This window comes from Gelidibacter algens, from assembly GCF_001678675.1.
Classification (GTDB): Bacteria; Bacteroidota; Bacteroidia; order Flavobacteriales; family Flavobacteriaceae; genus Gelidibacter; species Gelidibacter algens.
On the sequence record NZ_LZRN01000058.1, the window covers coordinates 1 to 17,865 of the forward strand.

15 protein-coding genes are annotated in these 17,865 nt (G+C 35.5%); 2 read left to right on the forward strand and 13 right to left on the reverse strand.

Annotation, left to right across the window (positions count from 1 at the left end; genetic code table 11):
- Nucleotides 1-126 precede the first annotated feature (126 nt).
- The 10 genes from A9996_RS19990 to A9996_RS17585 form a co-directional block, all read right to left on the reverse strand.
- Nucleotides 127-279 (reverse strand): hypothetical protein, encoded by a 153-nt coding sequence (locus tag A9996_RS19990; RefSeq protein WP_157487243.1) that lies wholly within the window; start codon nucleotides 277-279, stop codon nucleotides 127-129.
- Nucleotides 280-323: 44 nt separating this feature from the next.
- Nucleotides 324-836 carry a glycosyltransferase gene (locus A9996_RS17545; protein WP_066438277.1) on the reverse strand — a complete coding sequence of 171 codons (513 nt, stop codon included), beginning with the start codon at nucleotides 834-836 and terminating at the stop codon, nucleotides 324-326.
- A complete protein-coding gene (locus A9996_RS17550; RefSeq protein ID WP_066438282.1) occupies nucleotides 820-1,407 on the reverse strand; it encodes a glycosyltransferase in 588 nt (195 codons plus the stop codon). Before A9996_RS17550 ends, A9996_RS17545 begins: the two co-directional genes overlap by 17 nt.
- Nucleotides 1,404-2,330, reverse strand: coding sequence for an ATP-grasp fold amidoligase family protein (locus A9996_RS17555; protein ID WP_066438284.1), 927 nt, complete (start codon nucleotides 2,328-2,330; stop codon nucleotides 1,404-1,406). Before A9996_RS17555 ends, A9996_RS17550 begins: the two co-directional genes overlap by 4 nt.
- Nucleotides 2,331-2,362: 32 nt before the next feature.
- Nucleotides 2,363-2,944, reverse strand: coding sequence for a serine O-acetyltransferase (locus A9996_RS17560; protein ID WP_066438286.1), 582 nt, complete (start codon nucleotides 2,942-2,944; stop codon nucleotides 2,363-2,365).
- Between the two features lie 72 nt (nucleotides 2,945-3,016).
- Nucleotides 3,017-3,661 (reverse strand): O-antigen ligase family protein, encoded by a 645-nt coding sequence (locus tag A9996_RS21080; protein ID WP_157487245.1) that lies wholly within the window; start codon nucleotides 3,659-3,661, stop codon nucleotides 3,017-3,019.
- Nucleotides 3,633-4,163, reverse strand: coding sequence for a hypothetical protein (locus tag A9996_RS17570; RefSeq protein WP_066438290.1), 531 nt, complete (start codon nucleotides 4,161-4,163; stop codon nucleotides 3,633-3,635). Before A9996_RS17570 ends, A9996_RS21080 begins: the two co-directional genes overlap by 29 nt.
- 68 nt (nucleotides 4,164-4,231) lie before the next feature.
- Complete coding sequence (locus tag A9996_RS17575; protein ID WP_066438294.1) at nucleotides 4,232-5,320, reverse strand: glycosyltransferase family 4 protein; 1,089 nt, start codon at nucleotides 5,318-5,320, stop codon at nucleotides 4,232-4,234.
- The gene (locus A9996_RS17580; RefSeq protein WP_170124462.1) at nucleotides 5,317-6,828 is read right to left on the reverse strand and encodes a lipopolysaccharide biosynthesis protein; all 1,512 of its coding nucleotides are present in this window, start codon (nucleotides 6,826-6,828) and stop codon (nucleotides 5,317-5,319) included. Before A9996_RS17580 ends, A9996_RS17575 begins: the two co-directional genes overlap by 4 nt.
- A 13-nt stretch (nucleotides 6,829-6,841) precedes the next feature.
- Nucleotides 6,842-7,831 (reverse strand): glycosyltransferase, encoded by a 990-nt coding sequence (locus tag A9996_RS17585; protein WP_066438300.1) that lies wholly within the window; start codon nucleotides 7,829-7,831, stop codon nucleotides 6,842-6,844.
- Nucleotides 7,832-8,462: 631 nt separating this feature from the next.
- Here A9996_RS17585 and A9996_RS17590 point away from each other — a divergent pair.
- Nucleotides 8,463-11,834, forward strand: a complete 3,372-nt coding sequence (locus tag A9996_RS17590; RefSeq protein WP_066438302.1) for an Ig-like domain-containing protein — start codon at nucleotides 8,463-8,465, stop codon at nucleotides 11,832-11,834.
- 434 nt (nucleotides 11,835-12,268) lie between these two features.
- Nucleotides 12,269-15,769, forward strand: coding sequence for an Ig-like domain-containing protein (locus A9996_RS17595; RefSeq protein WP_066438305.1), 3,501 nt, complete (start codon nucleotides 12,269-12,271; stop codon nucleotides 15,767-15,769).
- 52 nt (nucleotides 15,770-15,821) lie between these two features.
- On the opposite strand, the gene A9996_RS17600 is transcribed toward A9996_RS17595, so the two are convergent.
- From A9996_RS17600 to A9996_RS20000, 3 genes are read right to left on the reverse strand one after another with little or no spacing between them, the layout of a single operon-like run.
- Nucleotides 15,822-16,202 (reverse strand): DUF4258 domain-containing protein, encoded by a 381-nt coding sequence (locus A9996_RS17600; protein WP_066438308.1) that lies wholly within the window; start codon nucleotides 16,200-16,202, stop codon nucleotides 15,822-15,824.
- A gap of 2 nt (nucleotides 16,203-16,204) precedes the next feature.
- The gene (locus A9996_RS17605) at nucleotides 16,205-17,404 is read right to left on the reverse strand and encodes an alanine dehydrogenase (protein ID WP_066438314.1); all 1,200 of its coding nucleotides are present in this window, start codon (nucleotides 17,402-17,404) and stop codon (nucleotides 16,205-16,207) included.
- A 59-nt stretch (nucleotides 17,405-17,463) separates the two neighbouring features.
- A complete protein-coding gene (locus tag A9996_RS20000; protein ID WP_157487244.1) occupies nucleotides 17,464-17,610 on the reverse strand; it encodes a hypothetical protein in 147 nt (48 codons plus the stop codon).
- Nucleotides 17,611-17,865: the final 255 nt, after the last annotated feature.

Here is a 17,865-nt window from a genome sequence, read left to right on the forward strand (position 1 = left end):
GGAACAACAACAGTTCCATAATAATTATCTGGGATCCATCCTTCTTTAAATTCTTTACTAAAAGCAGAATAGACATACAACCAAGGTGCATATTTTCCATCGCCAAATATGTCTTTCGCATACTCTTTACACAATTTTTTGTCTTTTTGGGTCAAGTATTCCTTTTTCTGATTCAATAACTTTAAGTATTTTTCTTGCTACGTTATTCTGCTCTCTATGATAGACATACATTTTGCCAATTTCAAGAGAATTTTTAGCTATATTTTTAACTATTTCCATTTTAATATTTACAAGGTTATAACTGTTAAATTTTGAAATATAAATTAGTCAGAAATTTCAATGAAGAATTTTTCATAATCACTGATTATTTTGTTTTTATTAAATTTCTTGTATACAGATTCTCTAACTATTTCTGGATTCCACTCTCTATTGTCATTTAACTTTTCTAAAAAATCGTCGTCGTTATCAACCAAGAACCCATTAATTCCGTCTTCAATTATTTCTTTAGTACCTCCGGGAACGTTAAAAGCGATTACCGGGGTTCCCACTGCGCAACTTTCTAATAATGCATTTGGGAACCCTTCAGAATATGAGCCTTGCAGAAACATATCATGATCTACAAGATATTCAGAAACATTATTGGTGAATCTAATGTAATTTACTTTATCATTTAATCCGAGTTCCCTTATTTTACTAAAAACAATATCATAATAAGCTCCTTCACCTATGATTGTATATTGAAAGGGGAATGATAATTTTGCAAGGATTTCAAGAATTCTTATATAACCTTTTCCCTCACTTATTCTGCCAATAGTTATATTATTTTTTAACAGCACCTTGCGAGCTATTGTTTTTAATGATTTCCGTTTGGGTAACCGGATTATTAATTATAGAAATTTTTTTACTATCAATGCCATACACATCTATTATGCTTTGTTTCATATCAGCAGATTGACAAATAAAATAATCCAAATTTTTATTACCATAATTCCAGTAATTAAAAGTTGATTTTATTTTTGATCTATTCGTTTTCTTCGTCTCAATATTTTTGGATGGATTTTTAATTATGAATGTATGTCTTCCGATAAAAATAACGTTTGAAAAAAACACGGAAATTAGACCCATTATTACATTTAAATTTGAAATTGTGCTTACGACCATTTTAGGTTTTTCTTTTTGAAACATTATTAAAAGCGGAAATGCTCCTTTAAGCACACGAGATTTGTTCAAGTAAACAACAGGAATGCTTGAGACATCGTATTTATTATCCTTTTCGAAACCAATTATAATCAGTGTCACATCAAATTTTTCTCTATCTAATTCTTGAGCAACAAAGGATATGACACGTTCGGCACCACCAGCAGACAGGGTAGGTATAACAAAGAAAATCTTTTTTTTAGTTTTCATTGTTTTGTAATTTTTAATTGTTGTCCTAATTTATAATCACATTCTTGTGTGTAAAACTTTTGAAAGCCCGAAGCATGATGAAATGTTAGTTCTCCAAAAAAAATATCACCTTTTACCAAATAGAGATCCACTCTGACATAGGTAAAATCTTTTGACAACTTCTCTGCAAGCATCTTCATTTCTTTAAAATTTGATGGTTCTTGAAGAATTTTACCATACGGACGCCCCCAATTGCAAGGTATTAGATTCCACTCGGGATCGTATAAGTTTCTAGTACGTTTATTTGTATGGCGATCAAAATCTATCATTATAAATGCTGTTTTTCCATTAAAACAATGAATTTTATAATCATCCGGAATACTGCCATCTTCGCAGGTAAGTAATTCTTCTACAACAATTCGAGGTTCTATATTTTTATATTGCCATTCTATGGTACTGTAATAATGATTTTCTTTCAAAAGCCTTTTGAAACGTTTTCTGGCCATACTCCAGTTAATCGACGACTTATCTCTAACAATAAGTCCGCCCGAACTATCATGATTTGTTTTAATTATAAAATTTGAATCAGGTAAATTTTCTGGTCTTATATCATCTGAGTTTTTGGTATGATAGAGCAGCGGTATAAGATAATGCTTCCCGATTTTTTCTTCTACATATTCTCTAACTTTGTATTTATCTGCAACTAAAGTGTGTAGGTCTGTACGATCATAAAGTTTAAGCCAATTTATTTTTTCATTTAACGTTCTTGGATAATTAAGATTTAAGGCATAACCCATATGTCTTTTAAAACTCCTTTTTATAATATACTCATCAGGCACTAATCTCAATCCTAATATATATAGTTTATAAAAAGGTCTCATTATACTATATCCAAAATCAGATTGTCTGTAAGAATCAGATATTCTTTTTCTTAATTTTTTCATAAGTGGTTTTCAGCCTATTTTTGACCAAATTGTTAAATATATTTTATAATTTTCTTTATATCCACCTCTCCAATCACTTTTGCTGGTATGCCTGCAATAATGGTGTTTTCTTTTGTAAAGGATTTATTTACAACAGCATTAGCGCCAATTGCAGTATTATTAGGAATCCATATGTTGCCATAAATTTTAGCTCCTGGGGCTATATAGATATTATCACCAAGCTGTGGCCCTTGTATCTCACCACCAGAAGCGCCAATATTGACACATGCGTGAATTCTGCAGTTGGAGCCTATTTTAGAAGTAAAGTTAATTATTATTGTGCCATAATGTACAATGGAAAGGCCTGGCCCAAAAACATTAATTGGAATGGTAAAATTCAATTTAATTGAAATTAACTTATAGCGATATTTTAAATAATATATATAGAAGTGATATAAACCATAGTTTTTACAATTTGTATAATACTCCAGCTGTCTCATTCGTTTTTGAAAGGTCCAAACAGGATCGGGAAATATTAAGTTTTTAATTTTATTGACAGCACCTTGATTATAAATTTCTAAGGCAATGCGATCTCTTGTTAAATACTCCAGGTAATCTTTCTTATTATTGATCATATTTCGATTTATGAGATAATTATAGTCTAATAAAATTGTAATTCTAAAATAAGTAGGTTTCCTTTATATAACTTAAGATTTTATACTTAAAAATTTTGAACGCCCATCGTCTATTTTATTAAAGTCTATTAAATAGCCTACAAATACAAATAAAACAATTAGATACGGCTGATTGATTACACTCTGAAGGCTTATCATAAAAATGTACAAAACAATCAATATGGACATTGCAAAATAGCGAAATTGTAAGTTCAAAGAAAATGTCTTAAGGAAATAATAAGAGAGCATAAAGATGAAAAATAGAAACGTTAATACACCTGCATCCACCCAGACTCCCACAAAGGTATTGTGGCCTCTCATTGATACGGAGAAATCTATACCATTTCCAAGAACTGGATTTTTGTAAAGGTAATACAAGACGTTTTCCAGTAAATCTGCGCGCCCCGAATTATCTACCTGATCTAAATTTAGAGTCAATACGTTAGTTATATTCTCAATTTTATTGATTTGCGCATTCGATAATCCTAAATTATGGGCTTGTGATTGGAGTGCAAAAACACCTACATAGAATATAGGTATAATAGCTGCGAATAAGAAAAGCTTCAGACCAGTGAAAAATCGATAGTTGATGAGAAAAAATACAATGGTAAATACAAATAGACCAGTTGTAGAGAATGTTAAAAATAAACTATAGAATAGGATTGAATAAAATAATATTTTTTATTGTACGAAATGTAAATTTTGATGGCTTGTAAAATTGATTGAACAATATAAATGCGAAAATACTCGTAAGCGCTGCTGCATTGGCGTCTCCAGTAACACCACCAGCGCGATCGAGATCCCAATCATATACTCCTCCTGATTTTATGTTAAAATTAAATTTTATTAAAATAATCGTTAGAAAAGCCGATATGACAAAACAGATAGTAATTACCTTAAAAAATATTTTAAATTGTTCGCGATTGCTCAATAAAAAATAGAAGCCCGTAAAATAGATGACAGGAACTAAGGTTGCTATAATAGATGTTTGAAAACCAGATATTCCGGACGCCAATAATCCAAAACTATAATATAAGATATAAAATACAAACCATAACCGATTGGTGCTAGATAAGGTCTTTATATTTTTACGAAATAAAAATATGCCAATTATAATCAATACAAGATTAAAATACGCTATAAATTGAGCCAAGTTATATGAAATAAATTTTGATACCATTGCCTGAATGTTCAAACAACTAATTATGAAAGGTAAATAAAAGCAGATTGAAACTATGAACTTGTTCATTAGGTCTTAACTATTTTTTTAAATAAAGCTTCGTAACGTTCAGTAATAGCTGAAATATTATATTTATCAAGCGAATTAATACCTTCATTGGACAATCTAAGTCGCAGGTCCTTGCTTATTAAAAGATCTCCTAGACCTTTCTGCATCTTAGTCATATTTTGATCTTCTATGAGAAAGCCATTCTTATCATTCTCAATAATATCAGAAGGGCCTGTTTTACAATCGTAAGCTATACAAGCCATCCCTTGAGACATTGCTTCTAATAACACCATAGGCAATCCTTCAAACCGAGAAGGCAATATAAAAATAGACGTTTGGTACATGACCTCAGAAACATTGTTTATAAAACCGGTAAAAATAACTTTATCTAATATATGGTGTTCTTCGGCTAATTGCGTTAAATGTTTTAATCCTTTTTTGCCGGAACCCGCAATTTTTAATTGCCAATCGGGATACTCTTTAAGTATGGGGGCTATTAATTTAATTAAATTGTCAAGTCCTTTATGGTGGTAACGATCTAATTGCCCCACTGCCAAAATTGTTTGTTCTCGATTATGAGAATTTTCAGAAATAGGTGTAAAGCTGCAAGGATTGGGCATCACATATACAGTGGCGCCGTGTTTTTGGTAATATTCTATGTCATAGGATGTCAACACCGTAATAACATCTGCCATTTTATAGACATGCTTTTTAGTGAAATCTGTTATTCTTTCCCGACCGTCCATATGTCTCATAAAAGAATTATGCTCTTGGGCAATTATTTTTATTGAAAATAGCTTAGCCACCACTATAGCTATAAGATTTGTGAGCGTAATAAATGAGACAATTACATGGGGTCTGTTAGACTTTTTTCTATAATACCTGCTTAAATTAATAATACTTCTAAACGTATGACTTGGTATAAATTTAGTTTGCTTTAATTTTACTCTGTTAACGGCAGGGTCTAGTTTGTAATCTTCCTTACCTTGAAAAAGTGTAATGACAGAAATGCTATTCTTAGGATTTTTTGCTAAACTATTTACCATGAGCGTAAGAACCCGCTCTGCACCACCACCACCTAATGATGATATTATAAAATCTAATTTCATTTTTTTAGTTTTATAAAATGTAATAGTCGCTTAGACACATTCCTAAAGCCTAAGCTTGATATGTAAATTACGGGTGTGTAAACTAAAACAACAAGTATTGAGATTTTTAAGGCATAGCTCACTAAGTTAAAAAGAGTGATAGCTCCTAAAGAAATATATACCTGAAGCTTGTAGCATATATAAAATGGAAAAATCAAAGTGAGAATTAAAATTAAAAATCTTTTCCAGTACTCCCATAGGTTTATCTTAAAACCATGCTTGTACAAATAGTAAGGTCTCCACGCCAAAATAACGATGGAAAAGGCGATGGTTGTTCCCATTAAGATGCCAGCCAGATCAAAATAATGAAGTAAAATAATAGACATTCCTAAATTAATTATGCTTTGAATAACTGGTGCCCATACATCTTGGTATAAGCCATAGGCATCCTTAAAATGATCTACCGGAATTCGAATTTGCATAATAAACATATTTACAAGAAAAAGCAATAATACATATTTACTTAAAATATAGGTTTCACCAAGCCAAATTGAAATAAAGGGTTGAGTAACAAAATATAGAACAATTATAGCTATACCAGCAATATAGAAACGAAGCGCCATCATTTCCCAAAACACTTTGTTGATGTTGTCTTTATTATTTTCAGCAACTAGATTTCCTATTCCTGCAGCCGTACCTGCAAATGCGGTATTGACCAACTGTAAAAGTCTACTAAATACCAATTGATAATTCCCAAAAAAGGCAACCGTCTCAATACTAATAAAGGCAAATATCAGTATTTGGTCTGTACCACCCGTAACAAAGGCTCCTAATTTATGAAAAGAGATTTGTTTTACCTTAGTAATGATTTCGGGATTTGTTTTTAATATAGAATTGGTAGTTTTTTGATTAATACTTAACCATGGATAGATTTGCTTTACTTTCTTTCTTAGAACATAACTATTGACGAGGTAATACAATAATTCTAAAGTAATCCAGCCATAAACACTTTGGTAATAAAAAACAACAACACATTGTAAAATAATCTTAATAAGATTGATCGATTGGGAACTGGATGTAATGACATAGTCTTTTTGATCCGCTTGAAGTAGGATGATATGATAGTTAAAGAAAAAATTGATACACATGCCAAATAGGAAGGTATAATAAGTGTAATACACAACAGTCAAGGGGGCATCAAGGGTATCGAATATAAGGGGGAAAAATAACGAGAGGATAATCCCGGCAATGATTACAAACAGACCAATTTTTTTATACAAATGCCCGAATAATGCTATAAGCTCATTAATTCTGCCATGTTCTTTATTAAAAATCGGTCTATACAAACTAAAGCCAACCGCTGCCCCTATTCCTAATTCGGCTAAATTTAAAAAACTAAGAAAACTGCGCAAAGTTCCAGATAGCCCCATAAATTCATCTCCTAAATTATCTAAAAACAATTTTCTGGAAACAAATTGCAACACCAAAAAGATAAGGTAGAAAAACATGCTGAATTTCATGTTTTTCATGGCATGATTTACTCTAGACATTGCGAAACAATTGATAAATTTTAGACTGAATATATATTCTCCGTTTATTGCTAATAAGAAAAGGCTTATACACTACCGGAGGTAGAATTACGATGGCAAAACTATAGAAATGAAAAATTCTCATTTTATGATGTTTTCGTATAGTTTCACGAATCTTTTTACGGTGTTCACCATCATTGTCTAAATCAGGATTAAAATATAAAGAATCATAGTGGGACGTTAAAAACTCAAACAGGTACCGCTTGGCTAAATCTTGAATGGTATTACTGTATTGAGTTGTGTGTTCAACAACATAGGCTCCTGCATTGATTGAGTTCAATTTTTTAATTGAATAATCACTTCTTATTACGCTCGTTGGATTTTGAACATTGTACACATAGAATTGATTTTCAAAATAGCCAATATGAGAAATTTCATTTAATATGTCGACGGTATAATAAACATCTTGATGCAAAATACCCTCAATAAAAAATCTGTTTTTTAAAATGGAGTGGTGGTATAGTCTGCGCCATACCGCAAATCTTTTATTTTGAATAATCCGTTTTAATGCGGTGTTCTTATCTTCTATATGCGCAGTGATCATATTATTCTCCATCACATTGTCTTCTACTAAATGGGAGTGTATAGCGCTTGTTTCAACAACCTTTAAATTATTTGCGCCAGCAAATTTTATAAGTTCATCAAACATGCCTGGCTTTACCCAATCATCGCTATCTACAAACCCGATGTAATGGCCGTTACTTTTTTGAAGTGCATAATTTCGTGCGATACTCGAACCCCCATTGCTAATATGATAGACCTGAATTCGATTGTCTTTTAAGGCATAGGTATCACAAATAGCGCCACTTGAATCCGTAGAGCCGTCATTAACCAGAATGATTTCAAGATTTTTATAAGTTTGATTAATAAGAGATTGTATACATCTATCAAGATAAGACTCCACATTATAAACAGGCACAATGATGGATATTAAATCGTTCATTTTTCAATTTGGTTAAACTATATATAGTGACAAACTAATTTTATAAATCCATTTCAAGACACAAAAATCAGATGTCATAGTAGTGACTGCTAAACTAAGACATCATATTCATATTTATAGAAAAAACGTTTATTTCTTTTAAAGTTAAATTAGTGATACCAAATATTGAAAATTATTTTGATGTGTAATAATTATGATGACAAAGAAAGGATTTTTCCGTTTAAGTCCATCATTAGCGTTTAGAATTCAAATAGAATCCTAATTGGGATTATTAAATTTATTTTAATGGTTCTGAGCTTCATCATATCACATTTGCTTCCACAACATAAGATCATTCAGTAATGTAGGGGTTTTCTTTTTTCTGTTAAAGTTTAAGAGGAAACATCCATTCTTAAAGTTGATTCGTAATTACATCAGGTAATTATGTATTTAATCGAACATTTCATTAAAAAATTTACAATTATGACTTAAAACAGTATTAATAATCCATGAGTTCTAAACCATTTAATTGAATCGTCTTGTTATTAACATGACCTTTATCTAATTGGTTTCAATATATTTTTTAAACTAATCGCCAAACCATTGCACCGTATTTGAGTAATTTCTTGCGTCGCTCGTAACTATATTCCCTATGAATTTTTCTATTAAGCCAAGTAGTACTACTATTAGTCTATTTTTTTTCCTTTCAATATTTCTCTTTCATCAATCTTCAATAGCCCAACAACCTGCGTTTCCTTCAGCCTATGGAGCAGGTGCCTATACCGAAGGAGGTAGGGGAGGTAAAATAGTGCACGTCACAAATCTAAATGATAGCGGTTCGGGATCTCTGAGATGGGCTTTAACAGACCGATCAAACAAGGGGGTTAAAAGAACTATAGTATTCGATGTAAGCGGTGTTATTAATTTACAGGAATGGATATATATGAGTAATTCACCTGGAGATGAAGGAGGCTATGCAGATGGAATTACTATTGCAGGGCAAACAGCTCCGGAAGGGGGAATTACTATTACTGGAGATAGACTAAGATTGAGCAGCATAAACAATGTTGTTGTAAGATATTTAAAATTCAGGGAAAGTCCCTCAGGTCTTGGTGGATTAACAATATTGCAGAGTAATGACGTTGTAATAGATCATTTGTCAGCTTCGCACGGTAATTCCATATCTATTGTTATGGCTGCTTCGAAAACCAGTAATATTGACAATAATACATTACAGAATTGCTTAATGGGACAAAGTAAGAATGGTGTTCTTGCTGGAAATAGTGAATTTGCAAATGGAGCCGTTAGCTTGCCTTATGGAGGCATATCCATATTGAGAAATGCGTATTATAATGTCGGGTGGCGGATACCAGGAAAATTCGGAGGTCAAGCGGAAGTCGATGTTGTAAACAATATTGCTCACAATTGGCAAGGTAGATTGATGCGATTTGACCCTTATAATTATAGTTTAAATCACATTGGTAATTACTATCAATCTGGTCTTACAACTCTTAATTCAGGTAGTTCCGTTTTACATAAAACTTGGACAAATTCAACTATGGCACCTAAGATATATAATTATGATAATTTTGTATCTCCAGATGTAAAGCCCGTTGGATACGACACAGATGAAAGTACTGCTTGGACAACTTTTACGGCTGCAAGTGTTGAGCCTGTGAAAGCAGAATGGTTCGTAAACTTTCAATTACCAATGCAAGGTAGACCCGTTCCTGTATTATTGTCGTCACAATTGAAACAAGAAATATTGCCTCATGTAGGAGCGTCTAAATATTTAAACGGAGATGGTACTGTGGGATTTTATAGAGATTCTTTGGATTTGGCCTTCGTACAAGGTATAAAAATTAGAGACATGACAACTAGATCGCAGAATGGACAGGTTCCAACTGGCATGCCAAGTAAAAGTAGACCATCGAACTTTTATAATCTCTCTAAAAATGAACATATTCCTGAAGTTTGGTTTAATGCCAACGTGCCCAAAGGAAAAGATCACAACGATATTGCCCCAAGCGGCTACACATGGTTGGAAGAATACTTAAATCAAGTAGATGGTCCAAGCGTGATAGTTGCCACTCAAAGCGTTGAAGTTACCCCAGGTAAAACAAATCTTCAAATTTCAAAAACACTTCAATTAAAAAAAGAATTCAAAATAAAAACTCCAAAGAATCAAAATGGAAAATGGACTTCAAGCGATGAAGATATCGCTAAAGTAGATGCTAATGCGCTTGTAACTGGAATTTCAGTTGGTAAGGTGACCATAACATTTACAGCTGATGATGGAGGAGACAAAGGGAAATCAGAGATTACGGTTTTTCGGGAAGCGCTCCAAGCGAGCGCAGGTACTGACCAGAATATTTGTCAAGGCGAAAGCACCACACTTACGGCAAGTGGAGGCGCCAGTTATCTTTGGAGTACCGATGAGAAAACCGAAACAATAACAGTAAGGCCTAATTCAACTAAAATATACACAGTTACCGCTTATGATAGTAAGGGGAAGAATGCCACAACAGATAAGGTTACTGTAAATGTTAATCCGGTTCCTGTTGTGGATGCAGGTAGCAATATTATTATTCGAGCTGGAGAAAGCACAACCTTAAAGGCCAAAGGGGCTTCTAATTATATGTGGAACACAGGTGCCACGGGATCGAGTATAACCGTGAGCCCCAGATCAACAACCACATACACGGTTACCGGAACTAATAAGGATTGCGAAGCTACGGACACGGTAAAAGTAACGGTTCTGAATTATGAAACAGTTGTTGCAGATGCGGGAGGCGAACGGAATCTCTGTGCTGGCTCAAGCACCACTCTAACTGCGAGGGGAGGATCAAGCTATCTTTGGAGTACAGGAGAAAAAACCGCCAAAATTTCGGTGAGCCCAAGCGTCACCACAATTTATACCGTTACTGCATATGATAGTAAAGGAGAAAATTCCGATCAGGCTGACGTCAAGATAGTGGTCAAACCAGTTCCAGCGGTGGATGCAGGTAGCAATATCACAATCAATCCAGGAGAAAGCACTACTCTAAGAGCGACAGGAGCCGATGGATATAAATGGAGTACGGGAGGCAACCACTCAAGTATTACCGTGAGCCCCAAATCAACTACCACTTACACGGTTACCGGAAATAACAATGATTGTGAAGCTACGGATACGGTAACAGTAACGGTTTCTAATTCTGAAACAGTTACTGCAGATGCGGGAGGGGAACGTAATCTCTGTGCTGGTTCAAGCACCACCCTAACTGCGAGGGGAGGTTCTACCTATCTTTGGAGTACAGGAGAAAAAACTGAAAAAATTACGGTGAGCCCAAGCATATCAACAATTTATACAGTTACTGCCTATGATAGTTCAGGAAAAAATTCCGATAAGGCCTATGTTAAGATAAACGTCAACCCCATTCCAGCGGTGGATGCTGGAAGTAATGTTACAATCAACGCAGGAGAGAGCACAACTCTAAGAGCGACAGGAGGGGATGAGTATCAATGGAGTACTGGAGGAACCCGCTCAAGTATTACTGTGAGCCCTAAATCAACAGCCACCTATACGGTTATCGGAATTAGAAATAGTTGTGAAGCTTTAGCCACAGTTAAGGTCACGGTTGTAAATCAAGGAACAGCAAAAGCGAATTCAAAAGAGACTACTGGCAAGAATAAAACTGCAACAAATAATTCAGAAGTTCCACTTGGGAAGTCGAATCCAAATTTTGGTGGTGATTACGAAGCAAAGACTCATCTCCAAGATGAACCTATAGAATCTGGATTTTTGATTTATCCTAATCCGACCTTTGGTGACGTCAACATTAATATATCTAATGTGAAAAGTATTTCAAGCATTCATTTGTATGATAGTTCTGGCAGATTATTATATAGTGATAAAATTAATGAGGGTGATCAGAAAGTTTATGAAAAAACCATAAGTTTATCCGGCTACCCGAGTGGACTATATCTCTTAAAATTGGTCGATAATGAAAAAGTGATCACTAAAAAGATTATTTTGAAATAAGAAACAAATAAAAAAAAATGAAGATAAAAGAGTCTCAAAACTAAGATTAGTTCTTGAGAATTGAATATTTAAGATATGGTCTCCGGTAAGTGGAGTCCGAATTTGAAAACAGAATAAGAGGCTATTTCATGAGTTATGAGATAGCCTCTTTATTTTTATATTGAGCCTTAGATCATAAAATAGCCAAAAATTTATCCTTATTTAATTTTACAGTGCGTCCCAAAGCGCTTCTTCATAAACTTATTATATCACAAAACAATTTTTAACAGGATATTTAGTTTTAGCCTCCATTTAACAAACTGAAGTTTAATCTTACAATATTATTCTAATCATCGATTAAATAGGAATTTAGACCTGTTTTCCGGAAATTATTTTTAGTTTAGCACCCGAAAACTAATTGAGTTGCTCCCAAGTCGCTCCCAATTTTTAAACCTATGAATTTTTCTATTAAGCCAAGTAGTACTACTATTAGTCTATTTTTTTTCCTTTCAATATTTCTCTTTCATCAATCTTCAATAGCCCAACAACCTGCGTTTCCTTCAGCCTATGGAGCAGGTGCCTATACCGAAGGAGGTAGGGGAGGTAAAATAGTGCACGTCACAAATCTAAATGATAGCGGTTCGGGATCTCTGAGATGGGCTTTAACAGACCGATCAAACAAGGGGGTTAAAAGAACTATAGTATTCGATGTAAGCGGTGTTATTAATTTACAGGAATGGATATATATGAGTAATTCACCTGGAGATGAAGGAGGCTATGCAGATGGAATTACTATTGCAGGGCAAACAGCTCCGGAAGGGGGAATTACTATTACTGGAGATAGACTAAGATTGAGCAGCATAAACAATGTTGTTGTAAGATATTTAAAATTCAGGGAAAGTCCCTCAGGTCTTGGTGGATTAACAATATTGCAGAGTAATGACGTTGTAATAGATCATTTGTCAGCTTCGCACGGTAATTCCATATCTATTGTTATGGCTGCTTCGAAAACCAGTAATATTGACAATAATACATTACAGAATTGCTTAATGGGACAAAGTAAGAATGGTGTTCTTGCTGGAAATAGTGAATTTGCAAATGGAGCCGTTAGCTTGCCTTATGGAGGCATATCCATATTGAGAAATGCGTATTATAATGTCGGGTGGCGGATACCAGGAAAATTCGGAGGTCAAGCGGAAGTCGATGTTGTAAACAATATTGCTCACAATTGGCAAGGTAGATTGATGCGATTTGACCCTTATAATTATAGTTTAAATCACATTGGTAATTACTATCAATCTGGTCTTACAACTCTTAATTCAGGTAGTTCCGTTTTACATAAAACTTGGACAAATTCAACTATGGCACCTAAGATATATAATTATGATAATTTTGTATCTCCAGATGTAAAGCCCGTTGGATACGACACAGATGAAAGTACTGCTTGGGCACCTTTTACGGCTGCAAGTGTTGAGCCTGTGAAAGCAGAATGGTTCGTAAACTTTCAATTACCAATGCAAGGTAGACCCGTTCCTGTATTATTGTCGTCACAATTGAAACAAGAAATATTGCCTCATGTAGGAGCATCTAAATATTTAAACGGAGATGGTACTGTGGGATTTTATAGAGATTCTTTGGATTTGGCCTTCGTACACGGTATAAACATTAGAGACATGACACTTAGATCGCAAAATGGACAGGTTCCAACTGGCATGCCAAGTGAAACTAGACCATCGAACTTTTATAATCTCTCTAAAAATGAACATATTCCTGAAGTTTGGTTTGATGCCAACGTTCCCGCAGGCCAAGACCACAATGACATTGCCCCAAGCGGTTACACATGGTTGGAAGAATATTTAAATCAAGTAGATGGTCCAAGCGTCATAGTTGCTGCTCAAAGCGTTGAAGTCACACCAGGTAAAACAGAGCTTCAAATATCAAAAATACTTCAGTTAGCAAAAACCTTTACACCAGCAAATGCTGCCAATCAAAATGGGACATGGACTTCAAGCGATGAAGACATCGCTAAGGTAGATGCCAATGGACTTGTCACTGCAATTGCAGTTGGTGAGGTGACCATAACCTTTACAGCTACAGAAGGAGGACACAAAGGGAAATCAGAGATTACGGTTTTTCCGGAAGCGCTCCAAGCGAGCGCAGGTACTGACCAAAATATTTGCCAAGGTTCTAGCACGACACTGACGGCCACAGGAGGTTCGACTTATCTTTGGAGTACTGGAGAAAAGACCGAAGAGATAACAGTAAGTCCAACTGCGACCACAACATATACAGTGACTGCCTATGACAGTACCGGAAAAAATTCGGATACCGATGATGTCAAAGTTACAGTCAATCCATTGCCAACAGTTGATGCTGGAAACAGTGTGACAATCAACTCTGGAGAAAGCACCACATTGACGGCCACAGGAGCTACATCTTATGAATGGAGTACAGGTGCTACTTCTGCGAGCATTACGGTAACTCCCACAGCAACCAAGACCTATACTGTAACAGGAACAACAAATGGTTGTGAGGCAACGGATACTGTAAAAGTTACGGTTTCAAATTCTGAAACAGTTGTTGCAGATGCTGGAGGCGAACGGAATCTTTGTGCTGGCTCAAGTACCACCCTAACTGCGACTGGAGGGGCTACCTATCTTTGGAGTACAGGAGAGAAAACCGCAAAAATTACGGTAAGTCCAACCGTCACAACAATTTTTAAAGTGACAGCTTATGATAGTACAGGCAAAAATTCCGACAAGGCCGACGTTAAGATAAATGTCAATCCATTGCCAACAGTGGATGCTGGAAACAGTGTGACAATTAACTCTGGAGAAAGCACCACATTGACGGCCATAGGCGCAGCTAGTTTTAAATGGAGTACGGGTGCTACTACTGCGAGTATTACCGTGAGTCCCACAGCAACCAAGACCTATACTGTAACAGGAACAACAAATGGTTGTGAGGCAACGGACAAGGTTACTGTTACGGTCAAAACTGCCGCAAAGGTGGTTGCCAATGCAGGTTCAGATCAGAACATCTGCAGTGGATCAAGCACCACATTAACCGCCACAGGTGGAGACACCTATCTTTGGAATACAGGTGCCAAAACCGAGAGCATTACGGTCAATCCTTCATCCAAAACTTCGTATTCCGTCACAGCCTTTGTGGGCAAAGCGTCCGATACCGATGAGGTTGTCGTTTATGTGGACGCTCAACCCAATGTCAAAATTATTAATGGCTCTGACACTACAATTCTTGAAGGCGAATTTATTACCTTATCTGCCAGCGGTGCTAATACCTACAAATGGAGTAACGGCGCGACTCAGCCTAATATTGCCGTCAGCCCACGGGTAACTAAATCTTATGAGGTGACTGGGTTTGTCAATAATTGTGCAGCCCAAAGATCGATTAAGGTTAATGTATTTGAAAAGGTGGTGGCAGATGCAGGTAACGATGTTACTATCTGTAGCAGTGAAAAGACAGTTTTGACTGCTTCAGGTCCCAATAATACCGAGTATTTATGGAATACTGGTGAGACCACTAAAAGTATAACTGTAGATCCAAAAGTAGATACTGAATATTCAGTTATGGTCTATCACGCGCTAGATTCAGATACGGATAATGTCATGGTGAAAGTAGAAAACTGTACGACCCCTGAACAAATTACTGAAGACTCTATTGAACTTACAGAGGACGCCACAGAACTCGAATTCTTAATTCACCCAAACCCTACCTATGGGGACGTAAATATCAAGGTTTCTGGTCTTACCAACCTGTCAAGTATTCATCTGTATGATCTATCAGGTAAGTCTTTATACAATGAAGTTATTAACGAAGGGGATCAGCAGAGCTACGTTAAAACCCTTAACCTTTCAGATTATGCGTCGGGTATTTATTTGCTGCAGTTGGTCGATAATTATCGGGTGATCACTAAAAAGATAGTGCTGAGGTAATTTCTCAATAAAATTTTAAATGATAGCTTGAGCCACGGTTAACAACTGTGGCTCAGTCATTTTTAAACGGCACTATAGATTCTATAGTCGCTATAGAATCACAGTTTTTAATTTGCAATCTAAAATTTTGCTCTTTGAAACTGTTTTCTAAAATGTAGGTTTTACAGGATTCGGTTTTGGTATCGCTTTCTGAAAAATTGACGGTGCCATAGCGAATCATATCAGAGACCATAGTGGTGTCCATTTCAAAGGTTCGCATTGTGGTTAATGCTTCTTCTGAATATAATTTCACTTTTTGCGAAAGGTTTTTTGTAGTTCTGGCATTAGGCCCATAATCACAAGAGGTTTTTTTTCCACTTAAAAAGAAAGCCAAAATAATCAAACCTATAGAAAAGCCACCTAAATAGTAGCCCAAGCGATGGATAAATTTCATTGTTAAAAAATTAAAAGATTGACGTCACTGTATTTTAGATCAAACCAATTGGCAACCGATTTGTTGGTCAAAATACCGTGGTAAAAGTACAATCCATTTTTTAAACCTCTATCAAAACGCAGTGCATTTTCAATGCCACCATCGTCAGCAATCTTTAATAAATAGGGTGTGAACATGTTACTTATTGTAACTGAGGCTGATCGGGAATAGCGGGCGGGAATATTGGGCACACAATAATGGACAATTCCATTGTGCTCAAACGTCGGTTTGTCATGGGTGGTGACCTCACTGGTCTCAAAACACCCGCCCATATCAATACTGACATCAATAATAACGGCTCCAGTTTTCATGCAGTCTACCATAGCTTCGGTAACCACAATGGGGGCTCGGTTAGTACCTCTTACCGCACCAATGGCAATATCACAGCGTTTGAGGGCTTTGACCAAATTTTTTGGCTGTAAGGTTGAGGTGTAAAGCGTTCTGCCCAAGTTAGACTGTACAGATCGTAGCTTTGTTATACTATTGTCAAAAATTTTGACATTGGCACCCAATCCAATGGCAGAACGTGCTGCAAACTCGCCAACAGTACCAGCGCCAATAATGACAACTTCAGTTGGTGGTACACCACTGATATTGCCAAACATTAATCCGTTACCGCCGTTAATGTTTGATAACAATTCAGCAGCAATAAGTATAGAAGCTGTTCCTGCAATTTCGCTCAAAGATCTGACGGCTGGATAGGTACCGTCTTCGTCTTTTATAAATTCGAAGGCCAAAGCTGTAATACGCTTGGTGGCCAACGTTTCGAAATATTTTTTGTTTTGGGTTTTTAGCTGAAGCGCTGAAATTAATAAGGTTTGCGGATTGATGAGCTTAATTTCATCTAAGGATGGAGGCTCCACTTTCAGGATGATAGGGCAGGAGTACACTTTGGCCGTATCTCTTGTGATTTCGGCACCAGCTTCACTATAGGCTTTGTCTTTAAAATTAGCACCGTCTCCGGCACCCGACTCAATCATTACCCGATGACCATTAGAGACTATGGCCGATACGGCGTCAGGAGTTAAACAAACGCGTTTTTCCTGAAAATAAGTCTCTTTGGGAATGCCAATAAATAGATTTCCTTTTTTTTTGAAAATTTCCAGAGTCTCTTCTTGAGGAAGCAATTGCGCTCTGGTAAAAGGGGAAATGGATCTGCTCATTTGAATTTGAAATAAGCAGTCAAATTACAAATTATTTTTTTTAATACTATTGATAATATTTAGAAGTACTCCTTTACTTTATCAAAAAAGCCTTTTGGTTTAATTCTGAATTCATCTTCCAACTCTTGCATTGTTTTTCCTGCATCATTGATTCTGTTGAAAATTTTCGCTCTAACCAAATAGATTGAAGGTACAATTATAGCCATAATTGGAATTAGAAATAAAATTTGGTTACTGTCTATATAAGATTGATCATCATTGAAAATCGTGAAAATTTGAAAAGAAAACATGGCAATTGGGACAATTAATACATGATACCACCAATGTCTACAGGTAAAAAACCATATTATCAACAAAATGAGAGGAATCACTTTATTTGCAAGTGTCCACGCTAATACAAATACACTTCCGTAATGTTTGCTTTCATAAGTAAACAAAAAAGTGTTCCAGACTTGTTATCT